The 18500-nt window shown below is 71.6% G+C and carries 14 protein-coding genes; 3 read left to right on the top strand and 11 right to left on the bottom strand.

Annotation, left to right across the window (positions count from 1 at the left end):
- Nucleotide 1 precedes the first annotated feature (1 nt).
- The 6 genes from BN2279_RS19430 to BN2279_RS19405 form a co-directional block, all read right to left on the bottom strand.
- Nucleotides 2–202 carry a DUF3099 domain-containing protein gene (locus BN2279_RS19430; protein WP_059011397.1) on the bottom strand — a complete coding sequence of 67 codons (201 nt, stop codon included), beginning with the start codon at nt 200–202 and terminating at the stop codon, nt 2–4.
- Between the two features lie 73 nt (nt 203–275).
- Complete coding sequence (locus tag BN2279_RS19425) at nt 276–551, bottom strand: hypothetical protein (protein ID WP_059011395.1); 276 nt, start codon at nt 549–551, stop codon at nt 276–278.
- Nucleotides 552–805: 254 nt separating this feature from the next.
- Nucleotides 806–2335 carry a helix-turn-helix domain-containing protein gene (locus BN2279_RS19420; RefSeq protein ID WP_059011393.1) on the bottom strand — a complete coding sequence of 510 codons (1530 nt, stop codon included), beginning with the start codon at nt 2333–2335 and terminating at the stop codon, nt 806–808.
- A gap of 298 nt (nt 2336–2633) precedes the next feature.
- Nucleotides 2634–3794 carry an oxygenase MpaB family protein gene (locus BN2279_RS19415; RefSeq protein WP_059011391.1) on the bottom strand — a complete coding sequence of 387 codons (1161 nt, stop codon included), beginning with the start codon at nt 3792–3794 and terminating at the stop codon, nt 2634–2636.
- A 93-nt stretch (nt 3795–3887) separates the two neighbouring features.
- On the bottom strand, nt 3888–4943 hold the full coding sequence (locus tag BN2279_RS19410) for a polyprenyl synthetase family protein (protein ID WP_059011389.1): 1056 nt from the start codon (nt 4941–4943) through the stop codon (nt 3888–3890).
- The gene (locus BN2279_RS19405; protein WP_059012569.1) at nt 4933–5211 is read right to left on the bottom strand and encodes a hypothetical protein; all 279 of its coding nucleotides are present in this window, start codon (nt 5209–5211) and stop codon (nt 4933–4935) included. The genes BN2279_RS19410 and BN2279_RS19405 overlap by 11 nt, the downstream gene beginning before the upstream one ends.
- A gap of 1036 nt (nt 5212–6247) precedes the next feature.
- Between BN2279_RS19405 and acnA the strand changes: the two genes are divergently transcribed.
- The 3 genes from acnA (at nt 6248) to dxs (ending at nt 12530) form a co-directional block, all read left to right on the top strand.
- Entirely contained in the window at nt 6248–8968 is a 2721-nt protein-coding gene (gene acnA / locus BN2279_RS19400; RefSeq protein WP_059011387.1) for an aconitate hydratase AcnA, read from the top strand.
- A 278-nt stretch (nt 8969–9246) separates the two neighbouring features.
- A complete protein-coding gene (locus BN2279_RS19395; protein ID WP_059012567.1) occupies nt 9247–10434 on the top strand; it encodes an ROK family transcriptional regulator in 1188 nt (395 codons plus the stop codon).
- A gap of 182 nt (nt 10435–10616) precedes the next feature.
- Entirely contained in the window at nt 10617–12530 is a 1914-nt protein-coding gene (gene dxs / locus BN2279_RS19390) for a 1-deoxy-D-xylulose-5-phosphate synthase (RefSeq protein ID WP_059011385.1), read from the top strand.
- 50 nt (nt 12531–12580) lie between these two features.
- On the opposite strand, the gene BN2279_RS19385 is transcribed toward dxs, so the two are convergent.
- The 5 genes from BN2279_RS19385 to BN2279_RS19365 all read right to left on the bottom strand — a co-directional run bounded on the left by BN2279_RS19385 (nt 12581) and on the right by BN2279_RS19365 (nt 18457).
- A complete protein-coding gene (locus tag BN2279_RS19385; RefSeq protein WP_059011383.1) occupies nt 12581–12991 on the bottom strand; it encodes a VOC family protein in 411 nt (136 codons plus the stop codon).
- A 72-nt stretch (nt 12992–13063) separates the two neighbouring features.
- On the bottom strand, nt 13064–13483 hold the full coding sequence (locus tag BN2279_RS19380; RefSeq protein WP_234348010.1) for an NYN domain-containing protein: 420 nt from the start codon (nt 13481–13483) through the stop codon (nt 13064–13066).
- Nucleotides 13480–15609 carry a 3-hydroxyacyl-CoA dehydrogenase NAD-binding domain-containing protein gene (locus tag BN2279_RS19375; protein WP_059011381.1) on the bottom strand — a complete coding sequence of 710 codons (2130 nt, stop codon included), beginning with the start codon at nt 15607–15609 and terminating at the stop codon, nt 13480–13482. The genes BN2279_RS19380 and BN2279_RS19375 overlap by 4 nt, the downstream gene beginning before the upstream one ends.
- Nucleotides 15610–15813: 204 nt before the next feature.
- Nucleotides 15814–17028 (bottom strand): thiolase family protein, encoded by a 1215-nt coding sequence (locus BN2279_RS19370; protein WP_059011379.1) that lies wholly within the window; start codon nt 17026–17028, stop codon nt 15814–15816.
- 166 nt (nt 17029–17194) lie between these two features.
- Nucleotides 17195–18457 (bottom strand): HRDC domain-containing protein, encoded by a 1263-nt coding sequence (locus tag BN2279_RS19365; RefSeq protein ID WP_059011376.1) that lies wholly within the window; start codon nt 18455–18457, stop codon nt 17195–17197.
- Nucleotides 18458–18500: the final 43 nt, after the last annotated feature.

The raw sequence follows: 18500 nt of genomic DNA, 5'->3' as shown, positions 1-18500 counted from the left end.
GCTACCTCTCGTCCCACCAGCGGTCGTCCGGCTCCCGCCGGTTCGCGGTGATCGCCGCCACGGGCAGAATCACCGCCGCGACCAGACACATCACGATGGCCAGCGGCACCGACCACAACCGCACCACGCCCCACGCGCCGACGAAGAGCGCCACACAGACGCCCATCAGCGCGAAGTAACGGCGGCGACGTCGCTCGTACACACTCCCCACGCTACGCACCGGCGAGCGATGCCACACCCGGGACGGACCGCGTGACCCGCGCGGCCTCGGGCGCTCAGGGGACGAACGGGGCCGCCACCAGATAGGGGAGGCTGCCCGCCAGGATCCCGGCGAAGACCACGGTGGCGGTCATCACGCCCGCGTTCTCCCGGATCCGGGCGAGCATGCCCGTCGCCACCAGCCCGAACGCGCCGAGCAACAGCTCGTAGAGGACGAACAACGGCGAGGCGAGCACCGCCAGCACGCACGTGGCGCCGAAGAGCACCAGCGTCCGCCGCGTGGTCCTGTGGTCCAGCCGATTGTCCAGCCTGTTGTCCAGTGCCTGGTCCATGACGGAACTCCTCACCGCAGCCGGGTTTTTGCCGGTCCTTTGTCACCTTCCCCCGGATGAGCGCCGCTCATGCCACGCGAGGAAATTGATCGAACCGGCAGGCAACCGTGACCGTTTCGCGCCCTTCTCCGCCCCGACCCGGACGTGATCTGTCGCGTTGCCGCCGCGTCCTCCACCGGCACCGGTGCCCGTCACGACGAAGGCCGGGCCGGCGCCACCAGCGTGGCGCCGGCCCGGCCCAGCGGTCCGCCGGATCAGATGTCGCGGAACGTCTCGATCTGCGCGCCCACGGAGTTCAGCCGCTCGGCCAGATCCTCGTAACCCCGGTTGATCACGTACACGTTGCGCAGCACCGAGGTGCCCTCGGCGGCCATCATCGCCAGCAGCACCACGACCGCCGGGCGCAGGGCGGGCGGGCACATCATCTCGGCGGCCCGCCAGCGGGTCGGCCCCTCCACGAGCACCCGGTGCGGGTCGAGGAGCTGGAGCCGCCCACCGAGCCGGTTGAGGTCCGTCAGGTAGATGGCGCGGTTGTCGTACACCCAGTCGTGGATGAGCGTCGAGCCGTGAGCCGAGGCCGCGATGGCGGCGAAGAAGGGCGCGTTGTCGATGTTCAGCCCGGGGAACGGCATCGGGTGGATCTTGTCGATCGGCGCCTCCAGCTTGGAGGGCCGGACGGTCAGGTCCGCCAGCCGGGTGCGGCCGTTGTCCGCCGGGTACTCGGGGCCGAGGTCGTGGTCCAGGCCCATGCCCTCCAGCACCGCCAGCTCGATCTCCAGGAACTCCAGCGGCACCCGCCGGATGGTGAGCTGGGACTCGGTGACCACGGCGGCGGCGATCAGGCTCATGGCCTCGACCGGGTCCTCGGAGGGGGAGTAGTCGACGTCGCGGTCGATGTCGGCCACACCGTGCACGGTGAGCGTCGTGGTGCCGACGCCGTCGATGCGGACACCCAGCTCCTCCAGGAAGAAGCACAGGTCCTGGACCATGTAGTTCGACGAGGCGTTGCGGATGACGGTCACCCCGTCGTGCCGGGCGGCGGCCAGCAGCGCGTTCTCCGTCACGGTGTCACCGCGTTCGGTCAGCACGATGGGCCGGTCGGGGGTGACCTGCCGGTTCACGGTGGCGTGGTAGACGCCCTCGGTGGCGGTGATGTCCAGGCCGAACCGCCGCAGCGCCATCATGTGCGGCTGAATGGTCCGGGTGCCCAGGTCGCAGCCGCCCGCGTAGGGAATCCGGAACTGGTCCATCCGGTGCAGCAGCGGCCCCAGGAACATGATGATGCTGCGCGTGCGCCGGGCCGCCTCGGTGTCGATGGCGTCCAGGTCCAGTTCGGCCGGAGGCACGATCTCCAGGTCCGCGCCGTCGTTGATCCAGCGGCTGCGCACGCCGATCGAGCCGAGGACCTCCAGGATGCGGAAGACCTCCTCGATGCGGGCGACGCGGCGCAGCACGGTGCGGCCGGAGTTGAGCAGGGAGGCGCACAGCAGCGCGACGCAGGCGTTCTTGCTCGTCTTGACGTCGATGGCGCCGTGCAGCCGCCGTCCGCCGACCACCCGCAGATGCATGGGACCCGCGTAACCGAGGGACACGATCTCGCTGTCCAGTGCTTCACCGATGCGGGCGATCATCTCAAGCGTGATGTTCTGATTGCCGCGCTCGATGCGGTTGACCGCGCTCTGGCTGGTCCCCAGTGCCTCGGCGAGCTGGAGTTGTGTCCAGCCGCGATGCTGGCGTGCGTCCCGGATGAGCTGTCCGATCCGGACGAGGTAGTCGTCGATCATGTGCGCGACTCTATCTCAGATATGAGATGACTACCTGCTGAGACGGCCGTTCGGGTGACGACACGCCGTGAGGCTCTCGCGGCCCGCTCCCACGGTCCCCGGGACCCGGCCGGCCCGCAACCGGGCGTCACCGCTCCGACCTGCGCGAAGACCGGTTCCCTCCGCCGCCCCGGTGACAGAACACGACGGAGGAAGACGCGCGATGAACGGAAACGGACAGCCGGCCGAGCACCCGGCACGGAACTCAGGAGTCTCCCGGCGGAGTGCCCGCGCCCCGACGCACACCCGCGCGTGTGGGTCAGGAGACGGTGGCGGCCGGCGGGCTCCACCGGTGGGTGGGGGGCACCGTGCTGGAGATGCCGTAGTCCTTCTTCAACGTGTCGGGGATCGCGTAGTGCATGACGCGTCCGCGGGTGAGGGAGGACAGCTCGAGGACGGCGGTGAGGTGGCCGAGGCGGTCCAGGGCCCAGGCGCCGAGCGGGGAGCGGTCCTCGATGGCCTCCAGGACGCCGAGGAGGTGAGGAACGGTCTTGACGACGGTGTCCCACGGCGTGCGCGGCACCTGGAGCCAGTCGGCGCAGGTGTCGCCGACGAGGTAGCGGATGAGGGCGGAGACGATCGGGTCGAAGAAGGTGCCGGGCACCACCTCCTCGTAGAGGTCGATCAACTGCCGGGTCAGGTGCGTGCCCTCCTCGGAAGGCCCCATGTGCCGGACCAGGTACAGGTCGAAGAACCGGCGGGCCTCGTCCAGGGTCTTCGGGACGGCGTCCTGGTCGACACCGAGCATGGCTCCGACGACGCGCCACGCGTAGTAGTAGGCTTCCGCGCCTTCCGTCGACATGTGGATGCCGAGGCGGTGCAGGCTGTCCAGCACGAGCAGGGAGAAGCACATCTGCCCGCCGATCATGTCCTCCTGGCAGATCGGCGTCCCGTGGGCCCCGGTGTCCCAGCGGTTCTCGCGCTTGAGGTGGTGGCGGATGGAGGCGTGCAGGAGGCGGACCTTCTGGGCGGCGGGGATGAAGCGGCTACCGGCCTCGAAGGCGTCGGGTTGCATCAGGTAGACGGTGAACTGGCCGGTCTCCGCCATCCGCTTGGAGGGGTACGCCAGCCCGTGGGTGGCCGACAGCAGCTTCGCCACGTGCGGAACGACGTAGCAGGCGGGCATGGAGGCGAAGGACAGCGCGGTGGAGATGTGCACGTTGTTGTCGATGAAGAACAGCCGGGCCTTCTCCATCTCCGACCAGTCCACCCAGGACGGCGGGACGCGGGTGGCCTCCAGGTACTCGTGCGCGACGTCGGGCAGCCCGTCCGGCAGCGGAGCGCCGGCCACGGAGACGTAGCGCATCAGGGTGTTGAACTTGCCCACCTCCCCGCGTGCGAAGAGTGCGGCGACAGTGGCGTCGGCGAGCTCGTCACCGGCCTGCCGCAGGGCGTCCATCGATGCCTCGGTATAGGTCATGGGCAGGGCTCCTTGCCTTTCACGGGATGGGCCACGACAGGGGGAGGGGCGGCTGCCCGGGATGACACGGACCTGCGCCGCCCGGTACGGGAGTCAGGACAGGCGGACCGTCGCCGAATGCGCCAGCGCGGTCAGGGCGGCGGTGGCGGGCGCCGGTACGCCCAGCCCGTGAAGGGCGGCGAGGGCCTCCTCGACCCGCGCGCTGATCATCTCCTCGATCCGGTCGGGAGCCTTCAGCCGGCGCATCACCTCGCGCACCGCGTCCAGCCCCTCCTTGTCCAGGTCACCCCGGCCCAGCAGGGCACCCAGCATCACCCGCTCGCCCTCGTCGGCGAGCCGCCACGTCTCTGCCAGCAGCGCCGTGGGCCGCTGACCGCGCACATCGTCGGTACTGGCCTTGCCGGTGTCCTCCTGGTCCCCGAACACGCCGAGCAAGTCGTCCCGGAGCTGGAACGCCTCGCCCAGCGGCAGCCCGTACGCGGAGTACCCCTCGCGCAGCCGTGCGCCCGCCCCGGCCAGGGCGCCGCCGATCAGCATGGGCTGCTCGGCGGTGTACTTGGCGGTCTTGTACCGGATCACCTTCAGCGATGCCCCGGTGTCCGGCGTGGTCCCGGTGCGCAGTATCTCCAGGCACTCGCCCGCGATCAGTTCGCGGGCCATCACCGACCACAACGGGCGGGCCCGGACGAGATAGGCGGCGGGCAGGCCGCTCGTGGCGAACAGTTGCCCGGCAAGCGCCATCAGCAGGTCTCCCACCAGGATGGCCAGCGACCTCCCGGCGGCGTCGGCGCCCGGACGAGGCCCCGCGGCACAGCGCAGGGCGACATGTGCGGTGGGCCGCCCGCGCCGCAGCGGGCTGTCGTCGATCAGGTCGTCGTGCACGACCGCGGCGGCGTGTACCAGCTCCATGGAGGCCGCCGCTCGCACCAGCGCGTCGTTGTCCGGCTGGCCCGCCGCACGCCATCCCCAGTAGCAGAACGCCGCCCGCAGCCGCTTGCCCTCCGCGACCGCCACCTCCAACTGCTCAGCCACCGCGTCCAGCATCGGATCGATCGCCGCGAACTCGTCGGCCTCCTGGGCGACGAACCGGTGCAGCACCTCATCGACGCGGGTCTTGAACGAGGCCGGATCCCACCGGTCAGACGTCATCGGCCGTCTTCCGGGCCACGGCGTGCCGGGCGAGGATCTCCAGGTGGGGGAGGGGCACGGTCCCGTACCGGTCCAGCACCAGGCGCCCGCGCGCCCTGAGGTCGTGCTCGGCCTCCGCGGCCAGCTCCGCGGCATCCGAGCGGCGCAGCAGTCCCCGCGCCGTCCCCACGGCCGACCCCAGCGTGCTCACCGCCAGGTCGGCCAGCCCGGCCGCCAGCAGCAGCACCTGGCCGTCCAGACTTTCGCGTTGTCGTCCTTCTCGCGTCACGCCCTCTCCCTCCACCGCCGCACCTCCAGCGTCGTGCCGGTACCATGCGGCCTTTCGAGCGTAGTGTCCCGCCGGGCGGAAAAGCGGAAGAATGCACGATCGAGTGATCAATCGATCAACCGTGCGTACTGCGTCATGTGTCCTTGTGCCGCGTATGGCGCCCTCTGAGCGCGCCGGGACATTTTCCTCGCGATTCATGTGCCGCCTCACCGGACCTGAATGCTTCTCATCGATATCCGAGTGATCAAGGTGGGGAGGTCGCAGGGGCTCCGGCGGGGGATGGTGCCTCGACCGGCGCGGGGACGGCTGACGGGGCAAGCGCGGGAGAAGGCGGAAAACCCGACCGAGTCGGTGCTCACCCCCCTCGCGCGCCGGTCTTACCGGTCCGCTCCGATGCAGGGGGTCTTTTGCGTGCTGCCATGGTTTTTACGTCGGCCGGCCTGAATGCTGCCGTTGCGGTTCGTGCACTCGCTCGGGCACTCCGAGGGCCGAGTACGGGGCGAACTCCTCAAGGCTCTGGAATTCCAGGACCCCAAGCCCGAACTGTTACGTCTCCGCCTCGGTCATCCACACCGGATCGGGGCGCCAACGGACACGAATTCCCAGCCGGCCGCCGAACAGACCCGAGCTGCTCCTCGGCCCGGACATCGCCCCCCACCGGCCCCGCCTCAGCCATGACTCGTCACCCACATGGCCGCCGGTGGTCCCCGCGTCGTACCGGCCCGGGGAAACCGGTCCGGACCGAAGGCGCTGAGCACGGGATCGCCGTACGCGTGCGACGCTCCGCCCGCCGTCTCCCCGGGCGGTCAGGCCCCAACGGCCACTCGGCCTTCGCCGCGACAGATCACCACCGGCCGCCGCATGACCGCGCGCCCTCCATGAGTTAGTGTTATCTCGACATCGAGATATCTGGTGCAGGACGACGCTGCCGCCGCGTCCTCGATGGGGCGCTAAGGGTCACCTCAGCGCGCCGCGTCACGGTGCGGGCGGCAGGATTGCGGTAGTACGCGCGAATCATGTGTTGAAGGAGACAGTCGTGTCGGCGAACAGCTTCGACGCCCGCAGCACGCTGCGGGTGGGCGACGAGTCGTACGAGATCTTCCGGCTGGACAAGGTGGCGGGGTCGGACCGCCTTCCGTACAGCCTGAAGGTTCTGCTGGAGAATCTGCTCCGCACCGAGGACGGGGCGAACATCACCGCCGACCACATCAGGGCGCTGGGCGGCTGGGATCCCGATGCTCAGCCGAGCCAGGAGATCCAGTTCACGCCCGCCCGCGTGATCATGCAGGACTTCACCGGCGTGCCCTGCGTCGTGGACCTCGCGACCATGCGCGAGGCCGTCAAGGAGCTGGGCGGCGACCCGGCGCGCATCAACCCGCTCGCCCCGGCCGAGCTGGTCATCGACCACTCCGTCATCGCCGACAAGTTCGGCACCCCCGACGCCTTCCAGCAGAACGTCGAGCTGGAGTACGGCCGCAACCGCGAGCGCTACCAGTTCCTGCGCTGGGGCCAGACGGCGTTCGACGAGTTCAAGGTCGTCCCGCCGGGCACCGGCATCGTCCACCAGGTCAACATCGAGCACCTGGCCCGCACCGTCATGGTCCGCAACGGCCAGGCGTACCCGGACACCCTGGTCGGCACCGACTCGCACACCACCATGGTCAACGGCCTGGGCGTGCTGGGCTGGGGCGTCGGCGGCATCGAGGCGGAGGCCGCGATGCTCGGCCAGCCCGTCTCCATGCTCATCCCGCGCGTCGTCGGCTTCAAGCTCACCGGCGAGCTGCCCACCGGCACCACCGCCACCGACCTGGTGCTGACCATCACCGAGATGCTGCGCAAGCACGGCGTGGTCGGCAAGTTCGTGGAGTTCTACGGCGAGGGCGTGGCCGCCGTGCCGCTGGCCAACCGCGCCACCATCGGGAACATGTCGCCGGAGTTCGGCTCCACCGCGGCGATCTTCCCGATCGACGCCGAGACCATCAACTACCTGCGGCTCACCGGCCGGGACGCCCAGCAGCTCGCGCTGGTCGAGGCGTACACCAAGGAGCAGGGCCTGTGGCACGACCCGGCCCGTGAGCCGGAGTTCTCCGAGCGCCTGGAGCTCGACCTCTCCTCCGTCGTGCCGTCCATCGCGGGCCCCAAGCGCCCCCAGGACCGCATCGCCCTCACCGACGCCGCGCGGAAGTTCGGCGAGGACGTCCGCGTCCACGTGCCGGACACCGACGAGGACGAGGCAGGCAAGGAGTCCTTCCCGGCCTCCGACTCCCCGGCGATCAGCAACGGCGTGCCGAGCAAGCCGGTCACCGTCACCGCCGCCGACGGCACCACGTTCGAGATCGACCACGGCGCCGTCACCGTCGCCGCGATCACCTCCTGCACCAACACCTCCAACCCCTCCGTCATGGTCGGCGCCGCCCTGCTGGCCAAGAAGGCGGTGGAGCGCGGCCTGACCCGCAAGCCGTGGGTCAAGACCACCCTGGCGCCCGGCTCCAAGGTCGTCATGGACTACTACGACCGCGCCGGCCTCACCCCGTACCTGGACAAGCTCGGTTTCAACCTGGTCGGTTACGGCTGCACCACCTGCATCGGCAACTCGGGCCCGCTGCCCGAGGAGATCTCCAAGGCGGTCAACGACAACGACCTCGCCGTCGTCTCCGTCCTCTCCGGCAACCGGAACTTCGAAGGCCGCATCAACCCCGACGTCAAGATGAACTACCTGGCGTCCCCGCCCCTCGTCGTCGCCTACGCCATCGCCGGCTCCATGAAGGTGGACATCACCGCCGAGCCCCTCGGCGCGGACCAGGACGGCAAGCCGGTCTACCTGCGGGACATCTGGCCCACCGAGCAGGAGATCGAGGACGTCGTCGCCTCCGCCATCGGCCAGGAGATGTTCGGCCAGAGCTACGCCGACGTCTTCGCCGGCGACGCCCAGTGGAACGCGCTGCCGATCCCCACCGGCTCCACCTTCGAGTGGGACCCGGAGTCCACCTACGTCCGCAAGCCCCCGTACTTCGAGGGCATGGGCACCGAGCCGGAGCCCGTCACCGACATCACCGGCGCCCGGGTGCTGGCCAAGCTCGGCGACTCGGTCACCACCGACCACATCTCGCCGGCCGGCGCCATCAAGGCCGACACCCCGGCCGGCCAGTACCTGACCGGACACGGCGTGGAGCGCCGGGACTTCAACTCCTACGGGTCCCGTCGCGGCAACCACGAGGTGATGATCCGCGGCACGTTCGCCAACATCCGCCTGCGCAACCAGATCGCGCCCGGCACCGAGGGCGGCTACACGCGGGACTTCACCCAGGACGGCGCCCCGGTCGCGTTCATCTACGACGCCTCGCAGCACTACCAGGCCGCCGGCATCCCGCTGGTCGTGCTGGCCGGCAAGGAGTACGGCTCCGGCTCGTCCCGTGACTGGGCCGCCAAGGGCACCGCGCTGCTGGGCGTGCGGGCCGTCATCGCCGAGTCGTACGAGCGCATCCACCGCTCGAACCTGATCGGCATGGGCGTGCTGCCGCTCCAGTTCCCCGAGGGGCACTCCGCGGCCTCCTACGCCCTGACCGGCGAGGAGACGTTCTCCATCACCGGCATCACCGCGCTCAACGAGGGCGGCATCCCGGCGACGGTCAAGGTCACCACGGACACCGGCGTGGAGTTCGACGCCACCGTCCGGATCGACACCCCCGGCGAGGCGGACTACTACCGCAACGGCGGGATCATGCAGTACGTGCTGCGGTCCCTGCTGGACAAGTGACCGGACCCGTGGCCGCGCGGGTGACGCGGCGGCGCCCGTCGGCACCCTGACGGCGCACCGGGCCACGGCCGAGCGGGCCGCCGGACTCCCCCCGGGGAGACCGGCGGCCCGCTGCCGTCGCCGGGGGCGGTCACCGTCCGCCGCGAGCGGTTTCCGCACCGTTCTCCCACGCCCGCCCTTCAGTTCATATAGTGGGCGCGGCGCCGTCTCCCACCGCTGTCGGGGCGGCCGGCGGGTCCATGGCCGTGCCCGCCCAGGAGACCGAAGGGGAGCAAGCCGTGCAGACTCCGGGGTCGCAGTCGTCGCTGCACCGCGCCAACCTGGAACGCGTGGTGCGCGCCGTGCGTGCCGCCGGTTCGCTGACCCAGGCCGACATCGCCAGGACCACCGGGCTGTCGGCCGCCACGGTCTCCAACATCGTTCGGGAATTGAAGGACCTGGGCACCGTCGAGGTCCGCCCCACCTCGGCCGGCGGGCGCCGGGCGCGCAGCGTCTCCCTCTCCTCCGACGCCGGTGTCGTCGTCGGGGTCGACTTCGGCCACTCCCACCTGCGGGTCGCCGTCGGGAACCTGGCGCACGAGGTCCTCGCCGAGGAGGCCGAGCCCATCGACGTGGACGCCTCGGCCGGCCAGGGCTTCGACCGCGCCGAGAAGCTGGTCGCCCGGCTGCTCGCGACCGCGGGCGTGGACCGCGGCAAGGTCGTCGGCATCGGCCTCGGCGTCCCCGGCCCGATCGACGTGGAGACCGGCGTGCGCGGCCCCCCCGCCATCCTCCCCGGCTGGCGCGGCACCAACCCGCGCGAGGAGCTGACCGCCAGGACCGGCATCCGGGTCCACGTCGACAACGACGCCAACCTCGGCGCCCTCGGCGAGCTGGTCTGGGGCAGCGGCCGGGGCGCCACCGACCTGGCGTACATCAAGGTGGCCAGCGGCGTCGGCGCCGGCCTCGTCATCAACGGGCAGATCTACCGGGGCCCCGGCGGCACCGCGGGCGAGATCGGGCACATCACGCTGGACGAGTCGGGGCCGGTCTGCCGCTGCGGCAACCGGGGCTGTCTGGAGACGTTCACCGCCGCCCGCCACGTCCTGCCGCTGCTCCTCGCCAGCCACGGCCCCGACCTCACCATGCAGCGGGTCGTCCAGCTCGCCCGCGAGGGCGACCCCGGCTGCCGCCGCGTCGTCGTGGACATCGGCCGCCACATCGGCACCGGCGTGGCCCAGCTCTGCAACCTCCTCAACCCCAGCCGGATCATCCTGGGCGGCGACCTGGCCGAGGCCGGCGAGATCGCCCTCGCCCCGATCCGCGACTCCGTCGGCCGCTACGCCATCCCCAGCGCCGCCCGCCAGCTCTCCCTGGTCTCCGGCGCCCTCGGCGGCCGGGCCGAGGTGCTCGGCGCGCTCGCCCTGGCCCTGCGGGAGATGGGCGACGGCATGCTGCTCACGCCCCTCCCCGCGGCCACCGTCTGAACGGGCGCGTCTCCATGCGGCGTGCATTCACGAAGTGACGAGCGCCGGGTGACCCCGCGCGCCGTCCCGGGCCCCTGCCACGCCCGTCGGGTGACGTATCTCGCATCCTGAGATCGCGAGTGTCCTACTGGTCACACTAAACTCGGGGCACGGCCGCCCAAGCGCCGACGCAAGGAGGAAAGGTGCCGCTGCTGACCCGCATTTCGGGACCGCGCGATCTCGACCGGCTCACCACCGAGCAACTGGAGGAGCTGGCCGCGGAAATCCGCTCCTTCCTCATCACGGCGGTCGCCAGAACGGGCGGGCATCTCGGCCCCAACCTCGGCGTCGTCGAGCTGACGATCGCCCTCCACCGCGTCTTCGACTCGCCCTCCGACCGCATCCTGTGGGACACCGGCCACCAGTCCTACGTCCACAAACTGCTGACCGGCCGCCGCGACTTCTCGGCCCTGCGCGCCAAGGGCGGCCTCTCCGGCTACCCCTCGCGCGCCGAGTCCGAGCACGACGTGATCGAGAACAGCCACGCCTCCACCGTCCTCGGCTGGGCCGACGGCCTCAGCAAGGCCATCGAGCTGCGCGGCGGCGACAGCCACGTGGTCGCCGTCACCGGCGACGGCGCGCTCACCGGCGGCATGGCCTGGGAGGCGATGAACAACATCGCCGCCGCCAAGGACCGCCCGCTTGTCATCGTCGTCAACGACAACGAGCGCTCCTACGCGCCGACCATCGGCGGCCTCGCCAACCACCTGGCCACCCTGCGCACCACCGACGGCTACGAGCGCTTCCTCGCCCGCGGCAAGCAGATGCTCAACCGCACCCCCGTCGTCGGCCGTCCCCTCTACGGCACCCTGCACGGCGCGAAGAAGGGCCTGAAGGACGTCATCGCCCCGCAGGGCATGTTCGAGGACCTGGGCCTGAAGTACCTCGGGCCCATCGACGGGCACGACATCCAGGCCCTGGAGTCGGCCCTGCTGCGCGCGAAGCGCTTCGGCGGCCCGGTCATCGTGCACTGCCTGACCGAGAAGGGCCGCGGCTACCAGCCGGCCCGCGACGACGAGGCCGACCAGTTCCACGCGGTGGGCGTCATCCACCCCGACACCGGCCTGCCGGTCTCCGCCTCCGGCGCCGACTGGACGTCCGTCTTCGGCGAGGAGATCGTCAAGATCGGCCGCGAGCGCGAGGACATCGTCGCCATCACCGCCGCCATGCTCCGGCCGGTGGGGCTCCAGGCGTTCGCCGAGGAGTTCCCCGAGCGGGTCCTCGACGTCGGCATCGCCGAGCAGCACGGCGCGGTCTCCGCCGCCGGTCTGGCCACCGGCGGCCTGCACCCCGTCTTCGCCGTCTACGCCACCTTCCTCAACCGCGCCTTCGACCAGCTCCTGATGGACTGCGCCCTGCACCGCTGCGGCGTCACCTTCGTCCTGGACCGGGCCGGTGTCACCGGCCCCGACGGCGCCTCGCACCACGGCATGTGGGACATGTCGATCCTCCAGTGCGTCCCCGGCCTGCGGATGGCCGCCCCGCGCGACGCCGAACAGCTCCGCGCCCAGCTCCGCGAGGCCGTCGCGGTCGAGGACGCGCCCACCGTCGTGCGGTACTCCAAGGGCAAGGTCGGCACCACCGTCCCGGCCGTGGACACCGTCGGCGGCATGGACCTGCTGCGCCGCCCCGGGACCGACCGCCCCGACGTGCTGATCGTGTCCGTGGGCGCGCTGGCCACCATGTGCCTGGAGGTCGCCGACCTGCTCGGCCGGCAGGGCATCACCGCGACCGTGGTCGACCCGCGCTGGGTGAAGCCGGTGGACGCCGCGCTGCCCGCCCTCGCCGCCGACCACCGGGTCGTCGTCACCGTCGAGGACAACAGCCGCGCCGGCGGCGTCGGTTCGGCCATCGCCCAGGCCCTGCGCGACGCCGACGTGGACGTCCCGCTGCGCGACTTCGGCATCCCGGAGCGCTTCCTCGGGCACGGCACCCGGGACGAGATCCTGGCCGAGGTGGGGCTGACCGCGCCCGCCGTCGCCCGCCAGGTCACCGGGCTCGTCGCCCGCCTCGACGGCCGCTACGACGCCGCCGAGGCACAGCTCGGACGCGACTGACCGGCCGGCGCGACCACCCCACCACCAGGACCGGCCCGGCGCGGGGCGCCTCAGCCCTGCACCGCGGCCGGGTCCATCCAGACGAACTCCCACTGGTGGCCGTCCGGGTCCAGGAAGCCCCGGCCGTACATGAACCCCTGGTCCTGGGTCTCCATCGCGGGCTGCCCCCCGGCGGCCAGGGCCCGGTCCACCATGTCGTCCACCTGCTCACGGCTCTCCGCGCTGAGCGCGACGATCGCCGACGTGGTCGCGGAGGTGTCCGCGATCTCCTTCTTGGTGAACGTCCTGAAGAACGGCTCGACCAGCAGCATCGCGAAGATGGTGTCGCTGATGACGAGACAGGCGGCGTTCTCGTCGCTGAACTGCGGGTTGAAGGAGTACCCCAGCTTCCCGAAGAACTCCTTCGAGCGCTCCAGGTCCTTCACCGGCAGGTTGACGAAGATCATCGTGGGCGTGGACATCAGGTCACTTCCTCTCGTGGCGCGTCCGCGTTCGCGGCCGTCACAGGGATAGACACGGGCCCCGCCCGGAACTCATCGGTCCCGCGGAGAAATCTTCTCCAGAAGTTCCCGCGGCCCCGACACCCCGGCGCCCAGCGCCGTCACCCGCTCCCGCAGCCCGCGGTCCGCCGTCACCACCACGCACGGCCGCCCGCCGCCCTCGTCCCGGACCAGCTCCACGATCCGGTCGTCCCCGCTGCCCGGCGCCGTCACCACCCGCACGCCCGGCACCGACGCGACACCGCGCGCCGCGCCCTCCACCACCAGCACCACCTCGGCCGGCCCCGGATGGCCCGTCAGCCGGTCGCGCAGCCGCTCCGCCGCGCCGCGCCGGTCCCGCCACCAGCCGTCCGGCACCGAGCCCACCACGTTGGCGCCGTCCACCACGACGAGCGGCGCCCGGCCCGCCACCGGCGAGCCGGGCGCCGCGCGCCCCGTACGGTCCGACGTCACTCGGGAACGCTGGCCGTGCCCACCGGCAGGAAACGCCGGCCGACGACCCGCTCGCTGATCCCCTCGCGGTCCAGGTAGGGGGTGATGCCGCCCAGGTGGAACGGCCAGCCCGCGCCGGTGATCAGGCACAGGTCGATGTCCTGCGCCTCGGCCACCACGCCCTCGTCCAGCATCAGGCCGATCTCCTCGGCGATCGCCGTCAGCGCCCGGTCACGGACCTGCTCCTCGGTGAGGACCGTGTCGCCCACCTTGAACAGCGCCGCCACCTCGGGGTCCAGCTCCGGCTTGCCCGAGTCGTACACGTAGAACGTGCGCTTCCCGGCCTCCACCACCCGGCCGAGGTTCTCCGAGGTGCGGAACCGGTCCGGGTACGCGCTGTGCAGCGTGCCCGCCACGTGGTGGGCGACCGCCGGGCCGACCAGGTCGAGCAGCACGACCGGGGACATCGGCAGCCCCAGCGGCGCCAGCGCCCGGTCCGCCACCTCGACCGGGGTGCCGTCGTCGATGGAGCCCAGCACCGCGCCCATGAAACGGGTCAGGATGCGGTTCACGACGAACGCCGGGGCGTCCTTCACCAGCACCGCCGACTTCTTCAGCGTCTTGGCCACCGAGAACGCCGTCGCCAGCGAGGCGTCGTCGGTCTGCTCGGCCCGCACGATCTCCAGCAGCGGCAGCACGGCCACCGGGTTGAAGAAGTGGAAACCGACGACCCGCTCCGGGTGCTTCAGCTTCGACGCCATCTCGGTCACCGACAGCGAGGAGGTGTTGGTCGCCAGGATCGCGTGCTCCGGGACGACGGCCTCCAGCTCGGCGAACACCTGCTGCTTGACGCCCATCTCCTCGAAGACGGCCTCGATCACGAAGTCCGCGTCGGAGAACGCCTCGGCCTTGTCCAGCGACCCGGTCACCGCGGCCTTGAGCCGGTTGGCCTTGTCCTGGTTGATCCGGCCCTTCAGGAGCTGCATGTCGATCTGCTCGTGGACCCAGCCCACGCCCTTGTCGACCCGCGCCTGGTCGATGTCGGTGAGCACCACCGGCACCTCAAGACGGCGCACGAACAGCAGCGCGAGCTGCGAGGCCATCAGGCCCGCGCCCACGATGCCGACCTTCGACACCTTCCGTGCCAGCGACTTGTCCGGGGCACCCGCCGGCCGCTTCGCCCGGCGCTGCACCAGGTTGAAGGCGTACAGGCCGCTGCGCAGCTCGTCACCCATGATCAGGTCGGCCAGCGCCTCGTCCTCGGCCGCGAAGCCCTCGCGCAGGTCGCCGTTGCGGACCTGGGAGATGATGTCCAGCGCCCGGTAGGCGGCCGGGGCCGCGCCGTGCACCTTCTCGTCCGCGATACTCCGGCCGCGCGCCACGGCCTGGTCCCACGCCTCGCCGCGGTCGGGGTCCTGCCGGGCGACCTCGATCTCGCCGCGCAGCACGGCCGACGTCCACAGCAGCGACTGCTCCAGGAAGTCGGCGCCCTCGAAGATCGCGTCGGCGATGCCGAACTCGTAGACCTTCTGCCCGGAGAGCATCCGGTTCTGGTTGAGCGCGTTCTCGATGATGACGGTGACCGCGCGGTCGGCGCCGATCAGGTTCGGCAGCAGCGTGCAGCCGCCCCAGCCCGGCACCAGCCCGAGGAACACCTCGGGCAGCGCGAACGCCGCGATCGACTGCGACACCGTGCGGTAGGTGCAGTGCAGGCCGACCTCGACCCCGCCGCCCATGGCCGCGCCGTTGTAGTAGGCGAACGTCGGCACGGGCAGCGCGGCCAGACGCTTGAACACCTCGTGGCCGCCGACGCCGATGGTCAGCGCGTCCTCGCGCTTCTTCAGCACCTCGACGCCCTTGAGGTCGGCGCCCACGGCGAAGATGAACGGCTTGCCGGTCAGGCCGACACCCACGATCTCGCCGGCCTCGGCCTCAGCGGCGACCTGATCGATGGCCGCGTCGAGGTTCGTCAGCGACTGCGGGCCGAAGGTGGTCGGCTTGGTGTGGTCGAACCCGTTGTCGAGCGTGATCAGCGCGAACCGCCCGGCACCCCCGGGCAGTTCGAGGTGACGGACGGCGGCGGTGGTGACCACCTCGTCCGGGAACACCTCCGCGGCACCCTTCAACAGCTCAGCGGTCGCGCTCACTGTGTCTCCCTGTCAGCTTCTCCGCCCACGCGGCGTGAGGTGGCGGGCATCGTGGTCTTGCGGGGGCCGGAGGCCGCGTGTGCGGCGCTCACTGTGTCTCCCTCATCTCCCCCAGGCTTCGCCCGGGGGTGCCCCCACCGCCCACGCGGCGTGAGGTGGCGGGCATCGTGGTCATGCTGGGGCCGGAGGCCGCGTGTGCGGCGCTCACTTGCCCTCCCAGTGCGGGTTTTCCCAGATCACCGTCGCGCCCATGCCGAAGCCGACGCACATGGTCGTCAGGCCGTACCTGACGTGCGGGCTGTCCTCGAACTGCCGGGCGAGCTGCGTCATCAGCCGGACACCGGAGGAGGCCAGCGGGTGGCCGAACGCGATCGCGCCGCCGTACTGGTTCACCCGCGGGTCGTCGTCGGCGATGCCGTACGCGTCCAGCAGCGCCAGCACCTGGACGGCGAACGCCTCGTTGATCTCCAGCAGACCGATGTCGTCCATCGTCAGCCCGGCCTTCTGGAGCGCCTTGCGCGTGGCCGGCACCGGGCCGAAGCCCATGACCTCGGGCTCGACACCCGCGAACGCGAACGACACCAGCCGCATCTTCACCGGCAGGCCCAGCTCGCGCGCGACCTCCTCGGCGGCGATGACCGACGCGGTCGCGCCGTCGTTGAGGCCCGCCGCGTTGCCCGCGGTGACCCGGCCGTGCGCCCGGAACGGGGTCTTCAGGCCGGTCAGCGCGTCCAGCGTGGTGCCCGGGCGCATCGGCTCGTCCACCGTGGCCAGGCCCCAGCCGACCTCGCCGGCCTCCTCGTTGGTGCGCCGGACGGCGATCGGCACCAGATCGGGCTGGATCTTCCCGTCGGCGTACGCCTTGGCGGCCTTCTCCTGGCTGCGCACCGCGTACTCGTCGGCGCGGGCCTTGGTCAGGTGGGGGAAGCGGTCGTGCAGGTTCTCCGCCGTCATGCCCATGAACAGGGCCGACTCGTCGACGAGCTTCTCGGCGACGAAACGGGGGTTGGGGTCGACGGACTCGCCCATCGGGTGCCGGCCCATGTGCTCGACACCGCCCGCGATGGCGATGTCGGCCGCGCCGAAGGCCACCGCGCCCGCGGTGGTGGTGACGGCCGTCAGCGCGCCCGCGCACATGCGGTCGATGGCGTAGCCGGGGACGCTCTTCGGCAGCCCCGCGAGGATCGCGGCGGTCCGGCCGATGGTGAGGCCCTGGTCACCGATCTGGGTGGTGGCGGCGACGGCGACGTCGTCGACACGCTCCGGCGGAAGCTGGGGATTGCGCCGCAGCAGCTCACGGATGCACTTGATCACGAGGTCATCGGCGCGGGTCTCGTGGTAGATCCCCTTGGGACCCGCCTTGCCGAACGGGGTACGGACGCCGTCGACAAAGACGACATCCCTGACGGTACGCGGCACGATGGCTTCTCCTCCACGCCGAAGATGAGCGTTCCACCGCCCATGCTACTTGCCAGTAACCCTGTGGCAAGGCCGGACGGAGGCCAGCGTCGTACGTCACATCGCGATCCGGGCCGATCCGGGCCGATACGGTCCCGGGCCGGGGCCCCGCCGGGTCGCCCGCGCCCTACGAGCCCGCCGTGAGGGCCTCGGCGAGCAGATCCGCGGTCTGGCCGATCTGCCACTCGCGCGCGCCGAGCATCCGCAGCGCCTGGGCGACGTGCTCCGGCGCGAGATCGGCCGGGGGCTCCCAGCACAGGCGGCGGACCACATCCGGCGCCAGCAGGTTCTCCTGCGGCAGGTTCAACGCCTCGGCGTGCGCCGTCACGGCGGCCCGCGCCGCCGTCAGCCGGGCCGCGGCGACCGGGTCCTTCTCGGCCCAGGCCCTCGGCGGCGGCGGCCCCGGGGTCGGCTGGCCCGGCTGCGGCAGCTCCGACTCCTCCAGCTCCCGGGCCCGGTCGATCGCCGCCTGCCACTGCTGGAGCTGGCGGCGGCCCATCCGGTGCCCGAAGCCCTGGAGCGCGGCCAGCGCCCGCACATCCGGGGGCATCGCCTGGGCGGCGGCGACGATCGCCGCGTCCGACAGCACCTTCCCCGGCGACAGATCCCGCCGCTGGGCGATCTGGTCCCGCGCCGTCCACAGCTCCCGGACCACGGCGAGCTGCCGTCGCCTGCGCACCTTGTGCACGCCGGAGGTGCGGCGCCACGGATCCTTGCGGGGCGGCGGCGGAGGAGCCGCGGCGATGGCGGCGAACTCCTCCAGCGCCCACTCCAGCTTCTCCTGCCGTGTCAGCTCCTCCTCCAGCGCGTCCCGCAGGTCGATCAGCAGCTCGACGTCGAGCGCCGCGTACCGCAGCCAGGGCTCGGGGAGCGGGCGGTTGGACCAGTCGACGGCGGAGTGGCCCTTCTCCAGGCTGTAGCCGAGGACGGTCTCCACCATCACGCCCAGGCCGACGCGGGCGAAGCCCGCCAGCCGGCCGGCCAGCTCGGTGTCGAACAGCCGGGCCGGCGCCATGCCTATGTCCCGCAGGCACGGCAGGTCCTGGGTGGCCGCGTGCAGCACCCACTCGCCGCCGAGCAGCACCGAGCCGAGCCCGGAGAGGTCGGGACAGGCGATGGGATCGATGAGCGCGGTGCCCGCGCCCTCTCGGCGCAACTGGACGAGATACGCCCGCTGGCCGTAGCGGTACCCGGAGGCCCGCTCGGCGTCGACGGCGACCGGGCCGGTGCCCGCCGCGAACGCGGCGACGGCCTCGGCGAGCGCGCTCTCGTCGGCGATGACCGGGGGAACGCCCTCGCGGGGGGCCAGCAGAGGGACCGGCGCCGGTCCCGAAGGCTCAGGGGTGGAGAGTCCGGAGGCTGCTTCGGCGGTCTGCTGGGCGTCGGTCACCTGTCAAGGGTAACTGTGTGCGCATGGTGCACGACGTCTCCGC

It is taken from the genome of Streptomyces specialis, from assembly GCF_001493375.1.
GTDB lineage: Bacteria > Actinomycetota > Actinomycetes > Streptomycetales > Streptomycetaceae > Streptomyces > Streptomyces specialis.
This window is presented reverse-complemented; position numbering and strand designations above follow the sequence as displayed.

What these genes read in the sequence shown, in the direction of transcription:
- BN2279_RS19420 (WP_059011393.1), bottom strand. Translation starts at nt 2,335, where the DNA reads ATGATCGACGACTACCTCGTCCGGATCGGACAGCTCATCCGGGACGCA.
- BN2279_RS19410 (WP_059011389.1), bottom strand. Translation starts at nt 4,943, where the DNA reads ATGACGTCTGACCGGTGGGATCCGGCCTCGTTCAAGACCCGCGTCGAT.
- BN2279_RS19415 (WP_059011391.1), bottom strand. Translation starts at nt 3,794, where the DNA reads ATGACCTATACCGAGGCATCGATGGACGCCCTGCGGCAGGCCGGTGAC.
- BN2279_RS19425 (WP_059011395.1), bottom strand. Translation starts at nt 551, where the DNA reads ATGGACCAGGCACTGGACAACAGGCTGGACAATCGGCTGGACCACAGG.
- BN2279_RS19385 (WP_059011383.1), bottom strand. Translation starts at nt 12,991, where the DNA reads ATGTCCACGCCCACGATGATCTTCGTCAACCTGCCGGTGAAGGACCTG.